This is a genomic window from Scatolibacter rhodanostii, assembly GCF_900197595.1.
Taxonomy (GTDB): Bacteria; Bacillota; Clostridia; order Oscillospirales; family Acutalibacteraceae; genus Scatolibacter; species Scatolibacter rhodanostii.
On sequence record NZ_FZLO01000001.1, the window covers coordinates 147,467 to 164,940 of the forward strand.

The window sequence follows — 17,474 nt, forward strand, 5'->3', positions numbered from 1 at the left end:
CTCTAATTATGGAACTGAATGGCGTCTTTTTGGTGGGGACGATTTCTATAATTATTTAGAAGTTTCCTGAAAACGCTCTAAATAAAGTTCAATGGATTTTTGAACCTCTACAATACTGGGTGAATTAAAAAGTGAATTATACTCTTCAGTGGTTATGGAGAAATAATGTCCTTCTTGAACCGGCTTTAGGCTCTTCCAAACGCCATTTTCATAGAGCTTTTCTACGCTTTCATCACGCTGCATGAGAATAATATAGTCTACATCGGCATAATCTGCCAGTGTTTCCATCGATAATTCCAGATAAGGGTCGTCGCCGTCTATAATCTGTGTCTGCACAATATCAGTAGCTTTAAATCCTAAAAGATGGAATAAAATGTCACCGCCGCGACCCAATTTGTCTCCGTAGGCATACATAGCACCAGAAGAGGTATATTGAAGAATGGCAACTTTGCTGCCATAGATACCGGCATTTTTTAGCTGCTGAATACTATCTTCCAGAAAATTTTGATAATCTGCGATTTGCACTTCAGCTTCTTCTTGCTTTCCGAGGGCTTGTCCAATAAATAGCTGCTTTTCCTCGATTGTGGCATTGTCATCAAAGGTTACGGTAGCTGCTATTTGCTCACACTGTTTTATGTATTCTTCAGAGCCTTGAAAATAGGAAGCAATAATCAAATCTGGTTCTAGTGCCATAAGACCTTCCCAATCGTAGCTATCGGTAAAGTAAGAGAGTTCTTCGCGTTCATCCATGTTCACGGCATTCTCATCTAAGCTTTTCAAGATATTATAGCAATTTATCCCTACCACTTTTTGAGGCTTTGCAGGTACGATTACATCTCCGGAATCTGTCTTGACAATTCTTGTTTCCTCTGTTTGTGAGGTTTGACTAGTCACTGCCGAAGTTGGTAAAGAACTTGCTTCACTGCTAGCTGGGGGTGCTGTGTCGCAGGCAGACATCAGCAACATGAGTGACAATGCTGCTGCAATAATTGTTTTGTTTCTCATTTGTTTAAACATATAGGTAGCTCCTTTTCCACTGGGTTGGTCTAAACTAACTTGACCTTGCTTATTATACGGAAAAGGAATAAGGCTGCCCACGGTTTCACCTCTCATATGTAGCGGTGTATTCTCTCTATAGGCATTAGGCGACAGTCCGGTATGCTTTAAAAACAGTCTTTGAAAGTTTCGCTCATCTTGAAAACCACAGTATTCGCCTACTTCTCGAACAGTGACCTCGTTGCCATTCAGCAATTTCTTTGCGGCGGATAGACGAGTATGTATTAAATAATCTTGTGGACTTTTACCCGTTTGTTGCTTAAAGCGTCTATGAAAATGACTGTAGCTAATCCCCAATATATGGCACATATCTTGAATGGAAATGGCCTCTCTGTAATGTTCATTTAAATATTGCTGTGCCATAGTAACTACATCTGGCTCAAAAATACGAATTTGACCTTGCTCAAGTTCTTTGTATATCTCATAGACGAAGCGATAAAATGCTGTTTTACCATAAAATAGGTTTAATGGTGTAGGACTTTTCCATTTCTCATACAATTTTCTCAGTTCTTCTGAAAAAAAGACAGGGTTACTGGGAGCAAAGCCATACTGCTGACGGAAAGGGTTAGTCTGTTCCATTAAATGAAGGTATTCGCTTTTATGCAGTGGCGGCTCGGAGGGCTTATACAGCACCATATAGTATTCTAGCCAATCGCAGTGAGGGGTTCGTCAATTCTGTTCCTTTGCCGCCATGAAACACACCAAAGCGATTAATAGGGTAAAGCGTATGGTTTAGAGCCACATCAACTTTTCCGCTGGTATAAAGAAAAGTGTTGGCAGGCAACCGATAACCGCGCAAGGTTTCTTCGGGCGAAATGAGGTTATGACGGATATCTAAAAAAGAAATGGATGCTCGGCTCCATATTTGAAGAGCAGTAGAAATTTCTTTTTGTGTAAAAATAGATGGATTATTATTTGTATACATAGGGCACCTCTATGGAAAACAACTGGTTAGAAATAGCTAACCGAAAGTATACCATAGAAAGGATAATACATCAATATCGAAAAGCCCGTAGATTATTATTTGTAATGATTGGAAAGCAGCTAAAGGATATTTGAATAGAGCAAGGAAATAGGAAGCAAGAAAGCAGCATTTCACTCTGACACTAAAATAGCAATAAATAAAAATTATGAGCAATAAGTGAGAATGCAACATCAAGAGCAAAGTGTATAATGTTACTAAAATAGATATATGCAAATGATTGATTATATAAATTTTGTATATTTAAACTGTAAATTACAGACTGGGTTTGTAAAAATAAAGAAATTTTGAATGCAAATATTGCTCGGATAGATAGTTTTGAATAATGTATCTTTTTACCTGTATAAAGTTGAAAAAGGTAGATTCCCAATAAAGAACTTCAGAAATTATGCTTGATTACATAATACATATAAAGGAGTAAACGAGATGCATTTTTTTAAGAGCAAAAAAAAATTGCGGTCTTATAAGGAGTTTCTATATATACTACCTTTTCTCATTTTGGTAGCTGTATTCTCCTATTATCCGCTGTATGGCTGGGTCTATTCTTTTTTTGACTACCGCCCGCCTGCCGGACTCTCAATGGATAATTTTGTAGGGTTTAAGTGGTTTCTTTCTTTAGTGGAGAATCCTGTAAAGACCAATCAAATTTTGCAGGTGCTTAAAAACACCTTTGCAATGAGTGGGATTACGTTACTTACCTCCTGGCTACCTATGATTTTTGCGGTATTTCTGAATGAGATTAAGTGTATGCGGTTTCGAAAAATCGTGCAGACCGTTACAACCATACCAAATTTTATCAGCTGGGTACTTGTCTACTCTGTCGCTTTTAATCTCATGAGTAATACAGGTGTTGTCAATCAGGTTTTGATGAGCATTGGTGTAACAGATGCGCCAATTTTATTTTTGCAGTCATCTAAAAATGTTTGGCTAACAATGTGGCTGTGGCTAACTTGGAAAAATTTAGGATGGGCCGCCATCATGTACATTGCGGCAATTACCGGTATTGATGAAGAATTATATGAAGCAGCCAGAGTTGACGGAGCCTCAAGGATGAAGATGATTTGGCATATCACGATTCCTTGCATACTGCCTACATATTTTGTACTTCTCATGTTAAATATCGCAAACTTCCTTTCAAATGGAATGGAGCAATATTATGTGTTCCAAAATGCTTTTAATAAAGAATCCATTCAAGTGTTAGATTTATATGTGTACAATTTGGCCATGGGAAGCGGAAGTTATTCGGTTTCTACGGCGTTGAGTATGCTAAAAAGTTTAATTAGTGTTGTGTTGCTTTGCTTTGCAAACGGCACTTCAAAACTGGTACGTGGAGAGAGTATTTTTTGAGAGGGGGTTCGCATGGTGGAAAAAATAAAAATAAGAAAGATTAAAGAACAAAAGACAGTAGGAGACATTCTGATTACTGTTCTGACCTATGCCTTCTTTTCGCTATTTGCACTGATTTGCGTATACCCCTTTTACTACATTTTTATCAATACCATCAGTGCCAACGATTTGAGTGCACGAGGCAAAATTCTTTTTTTTCCTCAAAACATACATTTTAAGAACTACATAGAAGCACTAAAAATTCCTGATTTAGGCAATGCTGCGATGATTTCTATTGGAAGAACAGTAATTGGAACACTGCTCACTGTCATTGCTGCAGCCTTTATGGGATATATGTTTACGCGTGAAACCTTGTGGCGAAGAAAGTTTTGGTATCGTTTTGTCATTATCACCATGTATTTTAATGCAGGTATAATTCCATGGTTCTTAACTATGCAAAATTTGAAGTTGACAAATAATTTCTGGGGATATGTGTTACCGAGTGTAGTTTCTCCTTTCTACATCATTTTGACAAAAACATTTATTGAATCCATTCCCAAAGAACTGCAACAGGCGGCCGAGATTGACGGTGCGGGTACCATGAAAGTTTTCACCAGAATTATCTTTCCTGTTATCACACCAATCATGACGACTATCGCAATTTTTGCAGCGGTTGGCCAATGGAATGCTTTTCAAGACACGCTACTGCTTATGACAGACTCAAAATTATATAGCTTGCAGTTTGTGTTATATCAATATCTCAATCAAGCAAATTCTTTGAAAATGCTGATGAATGCAAGCAGCAACGGTTCAGCAGCTATGCAGACTTTAGCAACAGCGCAGACAACAACATCAATCCGAATGACCGTTACCATTATTGTAGTTGCTCCAATTCTGTTAGTTTATCCATTTTTTCAGCGTTATTTTGTGAAAGGAATAATGATTGGTGCGGTGAAAGGATAGGCTGGACGAATTTGTGCATAAATTATTAACGGAGGTATATTTATGAAAAAAAGAAAGGTTGTTTCGCTTTTATTGGCCTTCATGCTGTTGTTTTCATTTGCCATGGGGGGATGCTCCGATGATGAAAAAGTATCTACAGAGTCAGATGCTTCTAAAGCCGTAAATTCTTCCAGCACAGGTGCAGCAGCAGAAAACACAAGTACAGATAGCAAAGAACTCCTCACCATTGAGATGTATAACGTAGCGGCGAACTATCATGGTGTTCAAAGTGGATGGTTCGGAAAAATTTTGAAAGACAAGTTCAATATTGAGATGAACATTATTGCACCTCAGGTTGCAGGCGATGGAGATGCTTTATACCAAACGCGTACAGCCTCTGGCTATCTTGGTGACATCGTTCTTCTCGACAATGCAGATTTGCAAGACTGCATTACGGCAGGTCTTGTACAGGAAATTACAGATGATGTCAAGAATTCAACCTATCTGAAAGAGCTTATGGAGCAATACGATGTATATAACGGTCAGTTTGAAGGTGTTGAAGCGGGCAAAATTTTTGGTCTTCCTTGTGGGATTAATGACACTTCACCGACTACTTATTCAGAACCATTTGTTTACATCAGCCCATGGCTTCCTTGGGACTATTATTCTGAGATAGGCAATCCGGAAATGAAAGATTTAGAGGATTTGTTGGATGTTTTAGAGCAAATCCAAACGGCTCATCCCACCAATGAATTGGGCGATCCCAACTATGCGTTATCACTATGGAATGACTGGGATAAAGGCGGTACACAGATTACAATCGAAACAGCAACACAGCTGACAAAAATGTATGGTCAAGAAGTTCGTGGTGCTATCCTACTCAGCAATAAAGGCGAAATGACTGAGGTAACAGATGATAGCGGTGCCTACTACAAAATGCTAAAGTTTTTCTTTGATGCCAATCAAAGAGGTTTGCTAGATCCAGACTCAGGCACACAAGATTGGGAAACGGCTTGTGACAAGATGAAAAACAAACAAGTTCTTTTGCACTGGTATAACTGGCAGCGTGGTTTCTGGAATACAACTGACCGTGCCAACGAAGGCAATGCCTATATTTATGCACCTGTAGCAGATATGGACTTCTACCAGCCCTCCGACAATTATTATGGAGATGGTCGTGCTTTTGCAGTTGGTGCCAATTTAGATGAAGAGAAACGAGCACGTGTTATTGAATTCTTAGATTGGTTTGCAAGTCCAGAAGCCAACACACTTCATCATGATGGATTAGAAGGTTTTAACTATACTGTAAACGAAGACGGAACCTTTACGCAAACAGAAGATGGCATGTATGCTTTAATGGAAAACCGCGAAGTTCCTGCCGAATTTGGTGGCGGCGGATATAATGACGGATTAAATAAAATTAATCAATCTTTATATGGCAACTGCACAATCAATCCCTTGACGGGAGAGCCTTATATGGTCGAGCTTTGGTCTTCTTATATTGAAGCCAATCAGACCAAAATGTCTACCGAATGGAGTGCACTTTATAATGCAGAAGATCCGGTTGATTTAATGACAAAGAGCGGCCAGTTGGATATCGTTCCTAGTGTGAATTTAATATTGCCAAGTGATACAACAGACATTGGGCTTATTCGCAGCCAGTGTGCCAATATCATTTGCGATACCTCGTGGAGAATGATTTTTGCAAGCAGTGAAGAAGAATTTAAACAAATGTGGGATGAGATGAAGACACAGTTGGATGGCCTTGGATGGAAACAGCTTGTTGAATTTGACAAAACCAGTTATCAAAAAGTTGTGGATGCACGTGCAGAAGCAGTTTCTAGCGCCGAATAAATAAAGAAAGATAACAAAATAAAATAAAGTGAGGAATTCCACATGGGATGTGTACTTTCGTGTGTGGGATTCTTTACGTTTTTCAAAATAATCCATAAAAATGAAATGGCAAAGAAAGAGTATGTCAACACCAAGGAGGGTCAACCATGTTAGAAAATATAGGAGGGACTAAGATTATTCTCAAGGATTCTGAACTTCTGCGTAGACAAAACAGAAATAGAGAATATATGATGAGTCTGAAATCAGAAAATCTTTTGCTGAATTATAATTTGGAAGCCGGACGTTATACCGCACCCTTTCATCCCAATGGAATTCACGGTGGGTGGGAGGCACAAACCTGTCAGTTAAGAGGGCATTTTTTGGGCCATTGGCTTTCTGCAGCGGCCATGCATTTTGTTTCGACAGGAGATCAAGAAATCAAGGCAAAAGCAGATGTTATTGTTCATGAGTTGGCTCTTTGTCAAGAAGAAAACGGGGGCAAATGGGTAGGATCTATTCCAGAAAAATATTTAGACTGGATTGCAAAAGGAAAAGAAGTTTGGGCACCTCAATATACGTTACACAAAACGCTTATGGGTCTTGCTGATATGTATGAGCTTACGGCCAATCAAGAAGCTCTTTTGGTGGTTTCAAGATTTGCAGATTGGTTTTTAGAATGGTCAGCCGGTTTCAGCCGTCAGCAATTTGATGATATTCTTGATGTAGAAACTGGCGGTATTTTGGAGGTTTGGGTACAACTTTATCAGCTCACCAAGGAGAGTAAATATAAGATTTTAATGGAGCGATATTATCGTGCTAGACTCTTTGACACTTTACTGGCAGGCAAAGATGTATTAACCAATATGCACGCCAACACCACTATTCCAGAGGTACTGGGTTGTGCTCGCGCTTATGAAGTCACAGGTGAACAAAAGTGGAGAGATATTGTGGAGGCCTATTGGAGACAGGCAGTTACAACACGAGGGCAATATGCCACAGGAGGGCAGACCAGCGGAGAAATTTGGACGCCCAAGCAAGAACTGGCAGCTCGGTTGGGGGACAAAAATCAGGAGCACTGCGTGGTTTATAATATGCTTCGTTTGGCCGATTTTCTTTTTCGCTGGACAAAAGATGCCAGCTATGCAGACTATCGAGAAATGGGCATTTATAATGGACTAATGGCGCAAGCTTATTGGAAGCATAACGGAACCAACGGTATAGCCTATGATAAGCCGCAAGAAGGGCTGCTTAGTTATTTTCTGCCGCTGCGGGCTGGTGCCAAAAAAGGGTGGGGAAGTGAAACACAAGATTTTTTCTGCTGTCATGGTACATTGGTACAAGCAAATGCCGCATGGGAACAGGGCATATTTTTTCAGGAGCGTAGAGATGTTTATCTATGCCAATATTTTGATGTGGATGCTACTTTTGAAGTGGAAGGCGAAACAGTTAGATTCCTGTTAAACAAAGATACCCTTACGGGTAGTTTTCACCTGTCCAGCGACTCTGCAGGCAAACAAAATATTCATGAAAATACGGCGAAATATCCGCGTCAGCCTGATTGTATTACACAGGTAGTAGAGATTCAAACAGAAAATGAGGTAGAGTTCACTTTACATGTACGCGTTCCTTGGTGGGTAAAAGGGGCGGCAAAAATCAGCATTAACGGCAAAGAAGAAATCTCTGTTACAGAGAAAACAGTCTTTTATCCCATCTCAAGAATATGGAAAAAAGGTGACAATATTAGAATCACACTGCCCAGAGGAATTTCTACATGGCCGCTGCCTGACAAACCCAATACACAAGCCTTTTTATATGGACCTGTGTTGCTAGCAGGGTTATGTGAAAATGAGCCTAGGTTAGATGCACAGGGGCTGTCTGCCGAAGAATTGCTGACACATGACAATGAAAGGGAGTGGGGAAGCTGGAAAGAAACCTTCCAAACTGTAAATCAGGCAAACAACTTTCGCTTTATTCCCTTGTATGATATTGGTTATGAAGCGTATACAGTATATTTTCCCATAATAAATGAAGGATAATTTCGGAGGACAATATGAAGCAAGAAAACAGATTGTGGTATCAACAGTCGGCGCAGGTGTGGGAGGAGGCACTTCCTCTTGGAAATGGAAAACTGGGTTCTATGGTATTCGGTGGAGTTGCCCATGAACGCATACAACTAAACGAAGATTCGTTGTGGTCAGGGGGATTTCGCGATAGGAATAATCCTGATACACAAAAATATTTGCCTAAAATTCGGGAATATATGAGTCAGGGAGAGATACAGAAAGCGCAAGACTTGACTCGCTATTCGCTCTCCGGTACACCGGAGTTTCAACGTGGTTATCAGACTTTGGGTGAATTGGAGATGAACTTTCAGGGATTGCCGGAAAAGGCAGATAACTATGTTAGAAGTCTGTCACTTGAAGAGGCAATATCGACCGTGCAATTTGATGTTGAGGGATATACATATAAAAGAGAAATTTTAGTTTCAGCACCCGAAAATGCAATCATTATACAGCTTTCTACGAACTGTCCGCAAGGGATGAGTTTTGATGCAAGGTTAGTGCGTAACCGCCTGTGTGATTTTGCCAGTCAGTTGGGAAATCACATGGTAGGTATTGAGGGAAAAACAGATGGCGAAAACGGCATAGGATACTGTGGTGCAATGGGGGCGAATATACAAGAGGGAACAGTTGAGGTAATGGGTGAATATTTGGTATTTACCGGGATAAAAGAGGCTTGCATTTGCATTACGGCCGCAACTACCTTTCGAGAAAAATTGCCCAAACAGTATTGTGTTGAGTTGCTGAAATCGGTAATGGGAAAAGAGTATGCCAGTTTGCGCCAAGCTCATGTGGCAGACTATCAACAGTATGAAAATCGTATGAGTTTTCAATTAGAGAATTCTTTGGAAGAGATAACAGAAACGACTCCTACCGATGTACGTTTGCGCTTGTTTCAAGAAAATCAAGATGATTTAGGTCTCGTTGCCTTGTATTTTCGATTTGGACGGTATCTATTGATTGCAAGCAGCCGTCCGGGGTCTCTTCCCGCTAACTTACAAGGAATTTGGTGCAAAGATTTTCTGGCGGCGTGGGACAGTAAATATACCATTAACATTAACACTGAAATGAATTATTGGTTGGCTGAAAGTTGTAATTTGTCTGAGCTTCATCAGCCACTGTTTGATTTAATCAGACGTATGCACCCTAATGGTCTTAAAACGGCGCAATCGATGTATAACGCACGCGGCTTTGTAGCACATCATAATACAGATATTTGGGGAGATACCGCTCCACAGGATACTTATATTCCAGCAACTTATTGGGTAATGGGCGCAGCCTGGCTGTGCCTGCATATATGGGAGCATTATACCTACACACTGGATAAGAAATTCTTGCGTGAAAATTACGATTTGCTGCAGGATGCCTGCTTGTTTTTTGTGGATTACCTCACAGAAAATAACGAGGGTGAACTGGTTGTTTTTCCTACAGTATCACCTGAGAATACCTATCGGCGTGAGGATGGAAAAGAAGCTCAATTGTGCGAGGGCTGTTCCATGGACAGCCAAATATTAGAAGAACTGTTTTCGGCGTATGAAGCAGCAGCCGAGGTAATGGAGAGAGATGTAGAATTTGCACAGGAAATAGCTGCTTTGCGTAAGAAACTTCCGAAGAATAAAATCAGTAAAAATGGCACTATTCAAGAGTGGCCACAAGACTATGAAGAAGTAGAACTGGGGCATAGGCATATCTCTCATTTGTTTGCATTATTCCCGGGGAATAGCATTCATCCTGAAAAAACACCGGATTTGGCCAAGGCAGCCAAGAAAACCTTAGAACGTCGCTTAGCAGGCGGCGGTGGCCACACTGGATGGAGTCGAGCATGGATTGTGAATTTTTGGGCTCGTCTTGGTGAGGGAGAACAGGCAAGCAAGAATATCGATAGCTTATTAATGAATTCTACTTTGCCAAACTTATTCGATAATCACCCTCCTTTTCAGATTGACGGCAATTTTGGTGGCACTGCTGGTGTGGCTAATATGTTGCTGCAAAGCACACCCCACGAAGTATATTTGCTTCCTGCATTACCCTGCAAATGGCAGACGGGTAAGATTGCGGGACTGCGCGCAAAAGGTGGGCTGACAGTTGACTTAGCGTGGGAAAATGGTGTGTTATGCTCGGCTCAATTAAAAGCGGAGAAGAATTATCACGCAACAGTATATGCAAAAGGACAAAAGCATGAAGTTATGTTAAAAGCTGGTGAAAAATTGTTGTTGTGATAAAATGTCGAAATAAAATTAAAGTGTGAAAAAAATATATGTGTTATAAACAAAAAAGTATAAAAATCAAAGAATAAAGTATAGTTATTTGAGTGACGATGTACATAAAATCAAGTAAACTATAGGTAAACAAATACGATACAGGGAAAATATTCTATCGTGTGAAAAAATAATATGGAGGTAATGATGAGTATGAAGAAGTTTATTGCACTAATGACGGCTATGCTAATGGTTTTGTCACTGGCAGCATGCGGCGGTGACACGGACAAGAGTTCGGTTGAGTCTAAAAGCTCTGCAGCAGAAAGCAGCAGTGACACAAGCGTAGAAGGAACAGCAGACACCGAGGGTCCTTTGGCAGGTGTTGAGAAACTGGCAGGTTACGATGACCCATTTGAAATTACTGTATTCATTCGAGACAATGGAGAGGTTCCTGCAGACAGTAACCCAGTAATTCAGAAGATAGAAGAGATGACTGGCGTTACCATGAAATATGAATTTTTGGTAGGCGATCTAAATCAAAAATTGGGTGTAATGATTGCCGGCGGAGAATATCCCGACACAATCTTTGCGGGAGATCAGGCTTCGAGTTTGATTGAAGCAGGTGCATTTATCCCTCTTGAAGATGAGATTACAAAATACGAAAACCTCAATGCCCTATACGGCAAAATGAGCGAATACATGAAGTCTGAAGACGGACATATTTATACTTTAGATATCTATTCCCATATTTCCAGTGATGTGGTAGAGGCTGCTCCTACATTTGAGAGCGGAATCGGTTTCTTTATCCAAAAGGCTGTACTGGAAGATGCCGGATATCCCACACCCAAAACGATAGAAGAGTACTTTGAATTGATTAAAAATTATAAGGAAAAAAATCCGGAAATTGACGGCGTAAAAACAGTGGGATTTGAAATGCTAGCAGACGGTTGGAGAAACTGGTCACTGGTAAACCCTGTACAAAATCTAATGGGCGCCAGCAACGATGGTGCACTGTATGTTGATCCGGATACGCTGAAAAGCTCTTTTTATCAGACAAGTGATTTAGCAAAAACCTACTATAAACAACTGAACCAAGCTTATCAAGATGGCTTGATTGAACCGGAAAGCTTAACGCAAAACTATGACCAATACATTGCAAAGCTTACTTCTGGTGCGGTCTTAGGTTTCTACGACCAAACATGGAACTCTGATGCCGGCGTAAACGTCTTGAAAAATGATGGTAAGTATAATCGTACATACATTGCTGTACCAATTACAGCAGATGGCACCGGCGACGGTTATGTAGACGCAGAAAGCGGTATTCCTTCAACAGTTAACGGCGTTGGTATTACAGTGAATAGCCAAAATAAGGACCGTATTTTGGCTTATTATGACTGGCTGCTTCAGCGCGAAGTGCAAGATTATCTTGCATGGGGCGAAGAAGGTACAGACTGGGTATATAACGAAGATAAAACAGGAAAAGAATTTACAGCCGAGCGTCGTGCAATTGAAAATGACACAGCTAAAAAACGTGATTTGACCGGTCATACGCTGCGCAATTATACACCAAAATGGGTAGGTGTTTATAAAGATGACGGTATGGCTACTGGTTCAGATAAGTCTATTGCAGAGAAATTGGCCTCTCTCTCTGAATATGATCAAGAATTCTTGAAAGCATACGATTTTGAATACCCTGCTGAAATGTTATCTGCTCCTATTTTACGCCCGGCTTATTATCCAATATGGGCTATGACAATTGAAGATGGTAGTGCGGCAGCAGTTAGCGCCACAAAAATCACTGATGTCACTGTAAAGTATTTCCCTCAATTAATTTTGGCTACAGATGATGCGGCTTATGAAGCAACCTGGAATGAATTTGTTGAAGCGTTTAATGCTATTGATCTGAATGCATATCAATCCGAGGTTGATCGCCAAATCGACGTTAAAATGACCAATGATGCCGAAATTCAAGCAAAAATGAAATAAATAGCCAGAGATAGAAGTTGGGGAAGAGCGAAAAGACACCTTTATGATGTTTTGGCACAGCGTAGAGGCGGGTCAGTTCTCTCTTCCTATCTCTTCTACTTGGGAATAATATCTTGGAAAGGGTGTAGAGGGATGCGTAAAAACGCGAGTATATGGAAGAAGATTTTGGCGCAAAAAGAACTATATATCATGATTATTCCTTGCATGATTATCACCTTCATTTTTTGCTATCTGCCTTTAGGCGGATGGATTATGGCGTTTCAAAACTACAAGCCCAGAGCTAATATGGGTTATTTCGATCAGGAGTTTGTGGGACTCAAGCAATTTGAGTTTTTGTTTAAGGAACCTGAATTTTGGAATTCTTTGCGCAATACATTAGGTATGTCCTTGCTCAATTTGGTATTTGGCTTTTTCTTTGCCATTGTCTTTGCTCTTCTACTCAATGAAATCCGCAATAAAGGTGTAAAAAAGATTACTCAAACAGTTTCCTATTTACCGCACTTTTTAAGTTGGGTTATTGTGTGTTCATTGATTTCTAACATGTTGTCTACAAACGATGGCCCTATCAATAACATTTTGTTGAGCATAGGATTGATTGATAAACCTATTTTGTTTTTAGGTGAACCAAAATATTTTTGGTGGGTTGTAGTCATCGCTAATATATGGAAAGAAATGGGTTGGAACTCTATCATTTACATAGCTGCTATTTCAGGCATTGACCCCTCTCTGTATGAGGTGGCTGCTTTAGACGGCGCAAATCGTTTTCAAAAAATGTGGCACGTTACTTTGTCAGGTATTCGTTCAACCATAGTCGTAATGTTGATTATGAACCTAGGTTGGATTTTAAATGCTGGTTTCGAAGTACAGTATTTACTGGGAAATAACGGTATGCTGGTAGATGTTTCCCAAACTATCGATATTTTTGTGCTGAAATATGGCATGAATATTCGCAACTACTCATTGGCAACGGCAGCCGGTGTTTTTAAATCAGTAATTTCCATTGTTCTTGTGTTTGGCGCAAATTGGATTGCCAACAAGTTCGGTGAAAATAGTTTGGTATGAGGAGGGGAAAATATGGTAAAAGATTTGGCAGGTCACAAGAAAAGACGTGGCCTTAATATAGGTGTGTTTGATGTTGTAAACACAATCATTATGATAATCATAGCGATTGTAATGATTTATCCCTTCTGGAACACCATCGCGGTTTCTTTTAATGATGCACAAGATTCGTTGCGAGGAGGAATTACCCTCTCTCCTCGTGTTTTCTCTACGTATAGCTATCAGCAAATATTAACTAGCAGACTTATGGTTACAGCTACCGTTAACTCGGTTTTGCGTACTGTGCTGGCCACCGTGCTAGGTGTGTTTGTCAGCGCATTAATTGCCTATGTGCTATCCAGAAAAGAGTTGGTCGGCAGAAAGTTTATCACCGTTTACTTTCTCGTTACCATGTATGTTTCAGCAGGATTGATTCCTACATATTTCTTAATGAAAGATTTGAAGTTGCTGAATAATTTCTGGGTATATATTCTTCCGAATCTAATTAGCGTGTATAACGTGATTGTAATAAAATCTTTTATGCAGGCGCTGCCAGAGAGTCTTTCTGAGGCCGCTATTGTAGATGGCGCCGGACATTTTCGCACGTTTGTCCAAATTATTATTCCGTGCAGTAAGCCGGTGTTAGCCACTATTGCCCTATGGTGTGCAGTAGGTGCATGGAATGCTTGGTTTGATACGTTCTTGTATAACTCGAGTAAAGACGAGCTCACAACGTTGCAGTATGAAATGATGAAATTGCTTTCTTCAGCAATGAATCAAGGGAAGCAGCAGTCACTTTCAGATTCATCTAATACAATGGCAAATACCGTAACACCTACCTCTATGCGTGCGGCAGTTACCGTTGTAGCATCTGTTCCCATTTTGGTTGTCTATCCTTTCTTGCAAAAATATTTTGTAAAAGGCGTGACACTGGGCGCAGTGAAAGGCTAAGATAAAGATAGATAATGCCGCACTGAGACCAATTATGGTTTTAATGCGGTATTGGCTTTGTTTGGAAAACAAATGTGAATGAGAAAAATAGCGAAAGCAGGAGAAAATAATGAAATCTTATCCTAATCTATTTTCAGAAATTGGCAAAAGTCAAGAGCAAATTAGGCAGCGTATCGAGGCTGATTTTAACACTATGTTTTTTGATGACCAAGAGAAAATTTATTTTGAATACGGCGAAGATATGGCCTATATGATGGATACCGGCAATGTTGATGCTCGCACAGAAGGCATGAGTTATGGTATGATGATGGCAGTGCAAATGGATAGACAAGATATATTTGACCGCCTATGGCTGTTTTCTAAAACATATATGTACCAAAAGGATGGGAAATATCAAGGGTATTTTGCCTGGTCGGTTTCTACTTCAGGTGAAAAAAATGCTGAAGGACCTGCTCCAGATGGAGAAGAGTATTATGCAGCGGCATTGTTTTTTGCCAGCAAACGTTGGGGAGATAAACAGGCACCGTTTGACTATGAAAATCAGGCGAAAGATATTTTGCGCCACTGCGTGCACCAGCACGAACTAGTAGAAGAAGGACATCCTATGTGGGATCCCGAAAATTATCTTATCAAATTTGTACCGGAGACCCCTTTTTCAGATCCTTCTTACCACTTACCGCATTTTTATGAAATTTTTGCTCAGCGTGCTGATGAGGCCGACCGTGATTTTTGGAAAAAAGCAGCACAAGAAAGCCGAAAGTATATTTTGAAGTCTTGTCACCCAGTAACCGGTATGGCGTCGGAATATGCAGAGTTTGATGGAACGCCCAGAATGTTGTTCGGTAAAAAAGGACAGTATTATTCTGATTCTTATCGCGTTATTATGAATATAGGACTGGATACTGCTTGGAACGGAAAACAGGACGGATATGCAGAAATTGCCAATCACTTGCAAGCTTATTTTAGTGAAAACACAAAACTGGGAGACTATCACGGTTATCTTATTGATGGGACGCCTATCTTAGAAGAAGCGATGCACAGTATTGCCATTATTGCCACCAATGCGGCAGGAGCGTTGGCGGCAGACGGTGCATATCGCTTGCAATGGGTAGAAGATTTTTGGAACACACCTTTGCGAAAAGGTGTTCGCAGATATTATGATAATTGTCTCTATTTTTTCAGCCTGCTTATGTTGGGCGGACAATATCAAATGTTTTAATAGTAAGCAGAGTTTATAATTGCAGTTATGATGGGGGAGAGGAAATGTTCATCTTTTATAGCAGAAACAGATTACCGATGCGCAAGAGAACCAGTAGAGGAGAAAATCTAGTATGCTAAAAAAAATAGACAGGCTGCTCAGTAAAATATCAATCAGCCAAAAAATTATCATTATATTTTTGGGCAGCGCTCTAATTCCCTTGTTTATGCAGGCTTTTTATAATTTGGCAATGACAGAGCAGCGGCTGCAAAACGAGATTACGCAGCGAATGGAGAATGCACTGGCAGATAGGGCCAAACAAATTCAGCAGGATATGGGTGATACGGTCAGTTTAACGCTGCGATACTATAATAATGAGCGAATTTATCAGTGGCTGGATAAAGACTATCTTACAGACTATGAGTATTTGTTATCGTATCAGCAGCAGTCGCAAGAAATAAAAGAAGAACTACCCTATCACCAACAAATTAAGAGTATTCAGTTCTATACAGATAACGCAACCATTTTTAACGGAAATATGGTGAGCAAGGTAGAAGATGCTACCGATTTCTCTTTTGGCGAATCTTTTGAATATTGCTATGATGCATGGATTGATCGCGAGGACGGAGATTTGCTGATGCGTACGGTAGTGTCTAGCAATCAAGGCGAACGAGAAATAAGTATTTTGCGAAAATTAAACCGTTATTCTAGGTATGGGAAAAATGGAAAAGTGCTAAAAATCAACCTGACTAGCAGGTCATGGGAACATCTTTTATCAGACACAGAACTATTTGATGCCTTTTATGTGGTCACAACAGATAACAAAATCATTTACAGCACAAAGCTTAATAACCAGACAGGCGAATATGAGACCTATGATGAAGATTTGTTGCCGGAAGGATTTGTAGGACTTAAGAAAAAAGTCGCAGATTATCCATTGTATATCTATGGCAAATATGATACCCGTTTGGTTTCTGACCAGTTTAGACAAGGGCGTTTTGATGCCATTTCTGTTTTTGTAATTGGCTTGGCCATTGCGGGTATCTGCATTTGTTTTGTAGGCAAAAACATCACTGACCGCACACGAAAAATAGAATGGCAAGCCATGGAGATTGCCAAAGGAAATTTTGTAGTGTCGGAAAGTGCCCAGTATTCAAAAGATGAAATTGGAAGAGTGGAAAACAGCATCAATCATCTTAGCATACAACTTCAGGAGTATATTGATCGAGAATATAAAGCAGAGCTTACCCAAACCCAATTAGAAAGCGAAACCAATCAAGCTAAACTGCAAGCACTGCAAAGTCAGGTGAATCCTCACTTTTTATTTAATACGCTGGAAAGCATTCGCTTAAAAGCGCAGGTACGACAAGAGCTAGAGACGGCTACCATGATAAAATACATGTCGAGAATGTTCCGCTATATTATTGATTGGACTGACGAAGTAGTCCCCCTTTGTGAGGATTTGAAATTTCTAGACGAGTTTTTGGCTATCCAAAAATATCGATTTGAAGATGAGTTTACCTATAAAATCCATGTAGATGAAGGTGCTGAACAGGTCTATCTGCCAAAAATGCTGATACAGCCTTTGGTCGAAAATGCTTGTGTACATGGTGTAGAATCTGTTGCTGACCATCGGCAAGTTACCTTAGAAGTGACCATACAGGGACAGATGCTTGATATTCGTGTAGGAGATAATGGTGGTGGAATTTCGCAAAAGAAATTAGATGAGCTGAACAATATGTTTCGTGATGGTTCAAAAACATACAAAAGTGTGGGACTCAGCAATGTATATCAGAGGCTAAAGCTGTATTATGGCGCAGCATTTCATTTTAAAATTGAAAGTATTCCGGGTGAAGGAACTCTGTGTATTATGCAAATTCCTATGGGAGGTGCGTTGAAATAAA

General features: G+C 40.1%; 12 protein-coding genes. 10 read left to right on the forward strand and 2 right to left on the reverse strand.

Translation table 11 applies throughout. The features are described from left to right. Positions 1–51 precede the first annotated feature (51 nt). Together CS931_RS00710 and CS931_RS00715 are read right to left on the reverse strand one after the other, a co-directional pair. Positions 52–1,635: a helix-turn-helix domain-containing protein gene (locus CS931_RS00710; RefSeq protein WP_159459702.1), complete on the reverse strand. Its 1,584-nt coding sequence runs from the start codon at positions 1,633–1,635 to the stop codon at positions 52–54. Between the two features lie 43 nt (positions 1,636–1,678). Continuing rightward, positions 1,679–1,981: a hypothetical protein gene (locus tag CS931_RS00715; protein WP_099203843.1), complete on the reverse strand. Its 303-nt coding sequence runs from the start codon at positions 1,979–1,981 to the stop codon at positions 1,679–1,681. A 483-nt stretch (positions 1,982–2,464) separates the two neighbouring features. On the opposite strand from CS931_RS00715, the gene CS931_RS00720 reads away from it, so the two are divergent. The 10 genes from CS931_RS00720 (at position 2,465) to CS931_RS00765 (ending at position 17,473) form a co-directional block, all read left to right on the forward strand. Next, on the forward strand, positions 2,465–3,385 hold the full coding sequence (locus CS931_RS00720) for an ABC transporter permease (protein WP_099203844.1): 921 nt from the start codon (positions 2,465–2,467) through the stop codon (positions 3,383–3,385). Between the two features lie 12 nt (positions 3,386–3,397). Beyond that, the gene (locus CS931_RS00725; protein WP_099203845.1) at positions 3,398–4,327 is read left to right on the forward strand and encodes a carbohydrate ABC transporter permease; all 930 of its coding nucleotides are present in this window, start codon (positions 3,398–3,400) and stop codon (positions 4,325–4,327) included. Positions 4,328–4,369: 42 nt separating this feature from the next. Next, positions 4,370–6,160: a type 2 periplasmic-binding domain-containing protein gene (locus CS931_RS00730; RefSeq protein WP_099203846.1), complete on the forward strand. Its 1,791-nt coding sequence runs from the start codon at positions 4,370–4,372 to the stop codon at positions 6,158–6,160. 146 nt (positions 6,161–6,306) lie between these two features. After that, positions 6,307–8,175 (forward strand): beta-L-arabinofuranosidase domain-containing protein, encoded by a 1,869-nt coding sequence (locus CS931_RS00735; protein WP_099203847.1) that lies wholly within the window; start codon positions 6,307–6,309, stop codon positions 8,173–8,175. A gap of 14 nt (positions 8,176–8,189) precedes the next feature. Further along, a complete protein-coding gene (locus CS931_RS00740; RefSeq protein ID WP_099203848.1) occupies positions 8,190–10,418 on the forward strand; it encodes a glycoside hydrolase family 95 protein in 2,229 nt (742 codons plus the stop codon). Between the two features lie 192 nt (positions 10,419–10,610). Beyond that, on the forward strand, positions 10,611–12,383 hold the full coding sequence (locus tag CS931_RS00745) for a type 2 periplasmic-binding domain-containing protein (protein WP_159459703.1): 1,773 nt from the start codon (positions 10,611–10,613) through the stop codon (positions 12,381–12,383). Between the two features lie 132 nt (positions 12,384–12,515). Next, positions 12,516–13,445 (forward strand): ABC transporter permease, encoded by a 930-nt coding sequence (locus CS931_RS00750; RefSeq protein WP_099203850.1) that lies wholly within the window; start codon positions 12,516–12,518, stop codon positions 13,443–13,445. Positions 13,446–13,457: 12 nt separating this feature from the next. Then, a complete protein-coding gene (locus CS931_RS00755) occupies positions 13,458–14,372 on the forward strand; it encodes a carbohydrate ABC transporter permease (protein ID WP_099203851.1) in 915 nt (304 codons plus the stop codon). A gap of 109 nt (positions 14,373–14,481) precedes the next feature. Beyond that, positions 14,482–15,591: a family 8 glycosyl hydrolase gene (locus CS931_RS00760; protein WP_099203852.1), complete on the forward strand. Its 1,110-nt coding sequence runs from the start codon at positions 14,482–14,484 to the stop codon at positions 15,589–15,591. A 112-nt stretch (positions 15,592–15,703) separates the two neighbouring features. Continuing rightward, positions 15,704–17,473, forward strand: coding sequence for a sensor histidine kinase (locus tag CS931_RS00765; protein ID WP_099203853.1), 1,770 nt, complete (start codon positions 15,704–15,706; stop codon positions 17,471–17,473). Position 17,474: the final 1 nt, after the last annotated feature.

What these genes read in the sequence shown, in the direction of transcription:
- CS931_RS00735 (WP_099203847.1), top strand. Translation starts at nt 6,307, where the DNA reads ATGTTAGAAAATATAGGAGGGACTAAGATTATTCTCAAGGATTCTGAA.
- CS931_RS00730 (WP_099203846.1), top strand. Translation starts at nt 4,370, where the DNA reads ATGAAAAAAAGAAAGGTTGTTTCGCTTTTATTGGCCTTCATGCTGTTG.
- CS931_RS00755 (WP_099203851.1), top strand. Translation starts at nt 13,458, where the DNA reads ATGGTAAAAGATTTGGCAGGTCACAAGAAAAGACGTGGCCTTAATATA.
- CS931_RS00725 (WP_099203845.1), top strand. Translation starts at nt 3,398, where the DNA reads ATGGTGGAAAAAATAAAAATAAGAAAGATTAAAGAACAAAAGACAGTA.
- CS931_RS00710 (WP_159459702.1), bottom strand. Translation starts at nt 1,635, where the DNA reads ATGGAACAGACTAACCCTTTCCGTCAGCAGTATGGCTTTGCTCCCAGT.
- CS931_RS00745 (WP_159459703.1), top strand. Translation starts at nt 10,611, where the DNA reads ATGAAGAAGTTTATTGCACTAATGACGGCTATGCTAATGGTTTTGTCA.
- CS931_RS00720 (WP_099203844.1), top strand. Translation starts at nt 2,465, where the DNA reads ATGCATTTTTTTAAGAGCAAAAAAAAATTGCGGTCTTATAAGGAGTTT.
- CS931_RS00715 (WP_099203843.1), bottom strand. Translation starts at nt 1,981, where the DNA reads ATGTATACAAATAATAATCCATCTATTTTTACACAAAAAGAAATTTCT.
- CS931_RS00740 (WP_099203848.1), top strand. Translation starts at nt 8,190, where the DNA reads ATGAAGCAAGAAAACAGATTGTGGTATCAACAGTCGGCGCAGGTGTGG.
- CS931_RS00750 (WP_099203850.1), top strand. Translation starts at nt 12,516, where the DNA reads ATGCGTAAAAACGCGAGTATATGGAAGAAGATTTTGGCGCAAAAAGAA.
- CS931_RS00765 (WP_099203853.1), top strand. Translation starts at nt 15,704, where the DNA reads ATGCTAAAAAAAATAGACAGGCTGCTCAGTAAAATATCAATCAGCCAA.
- CS931_RS00760 (WP_099203852.1), top strand. Translation starts at nt 14,482, where the DNA reads ATGAAATCTTATCCTAATCTATTTTCAGAAATTGGCAAAAGTCAAGAG.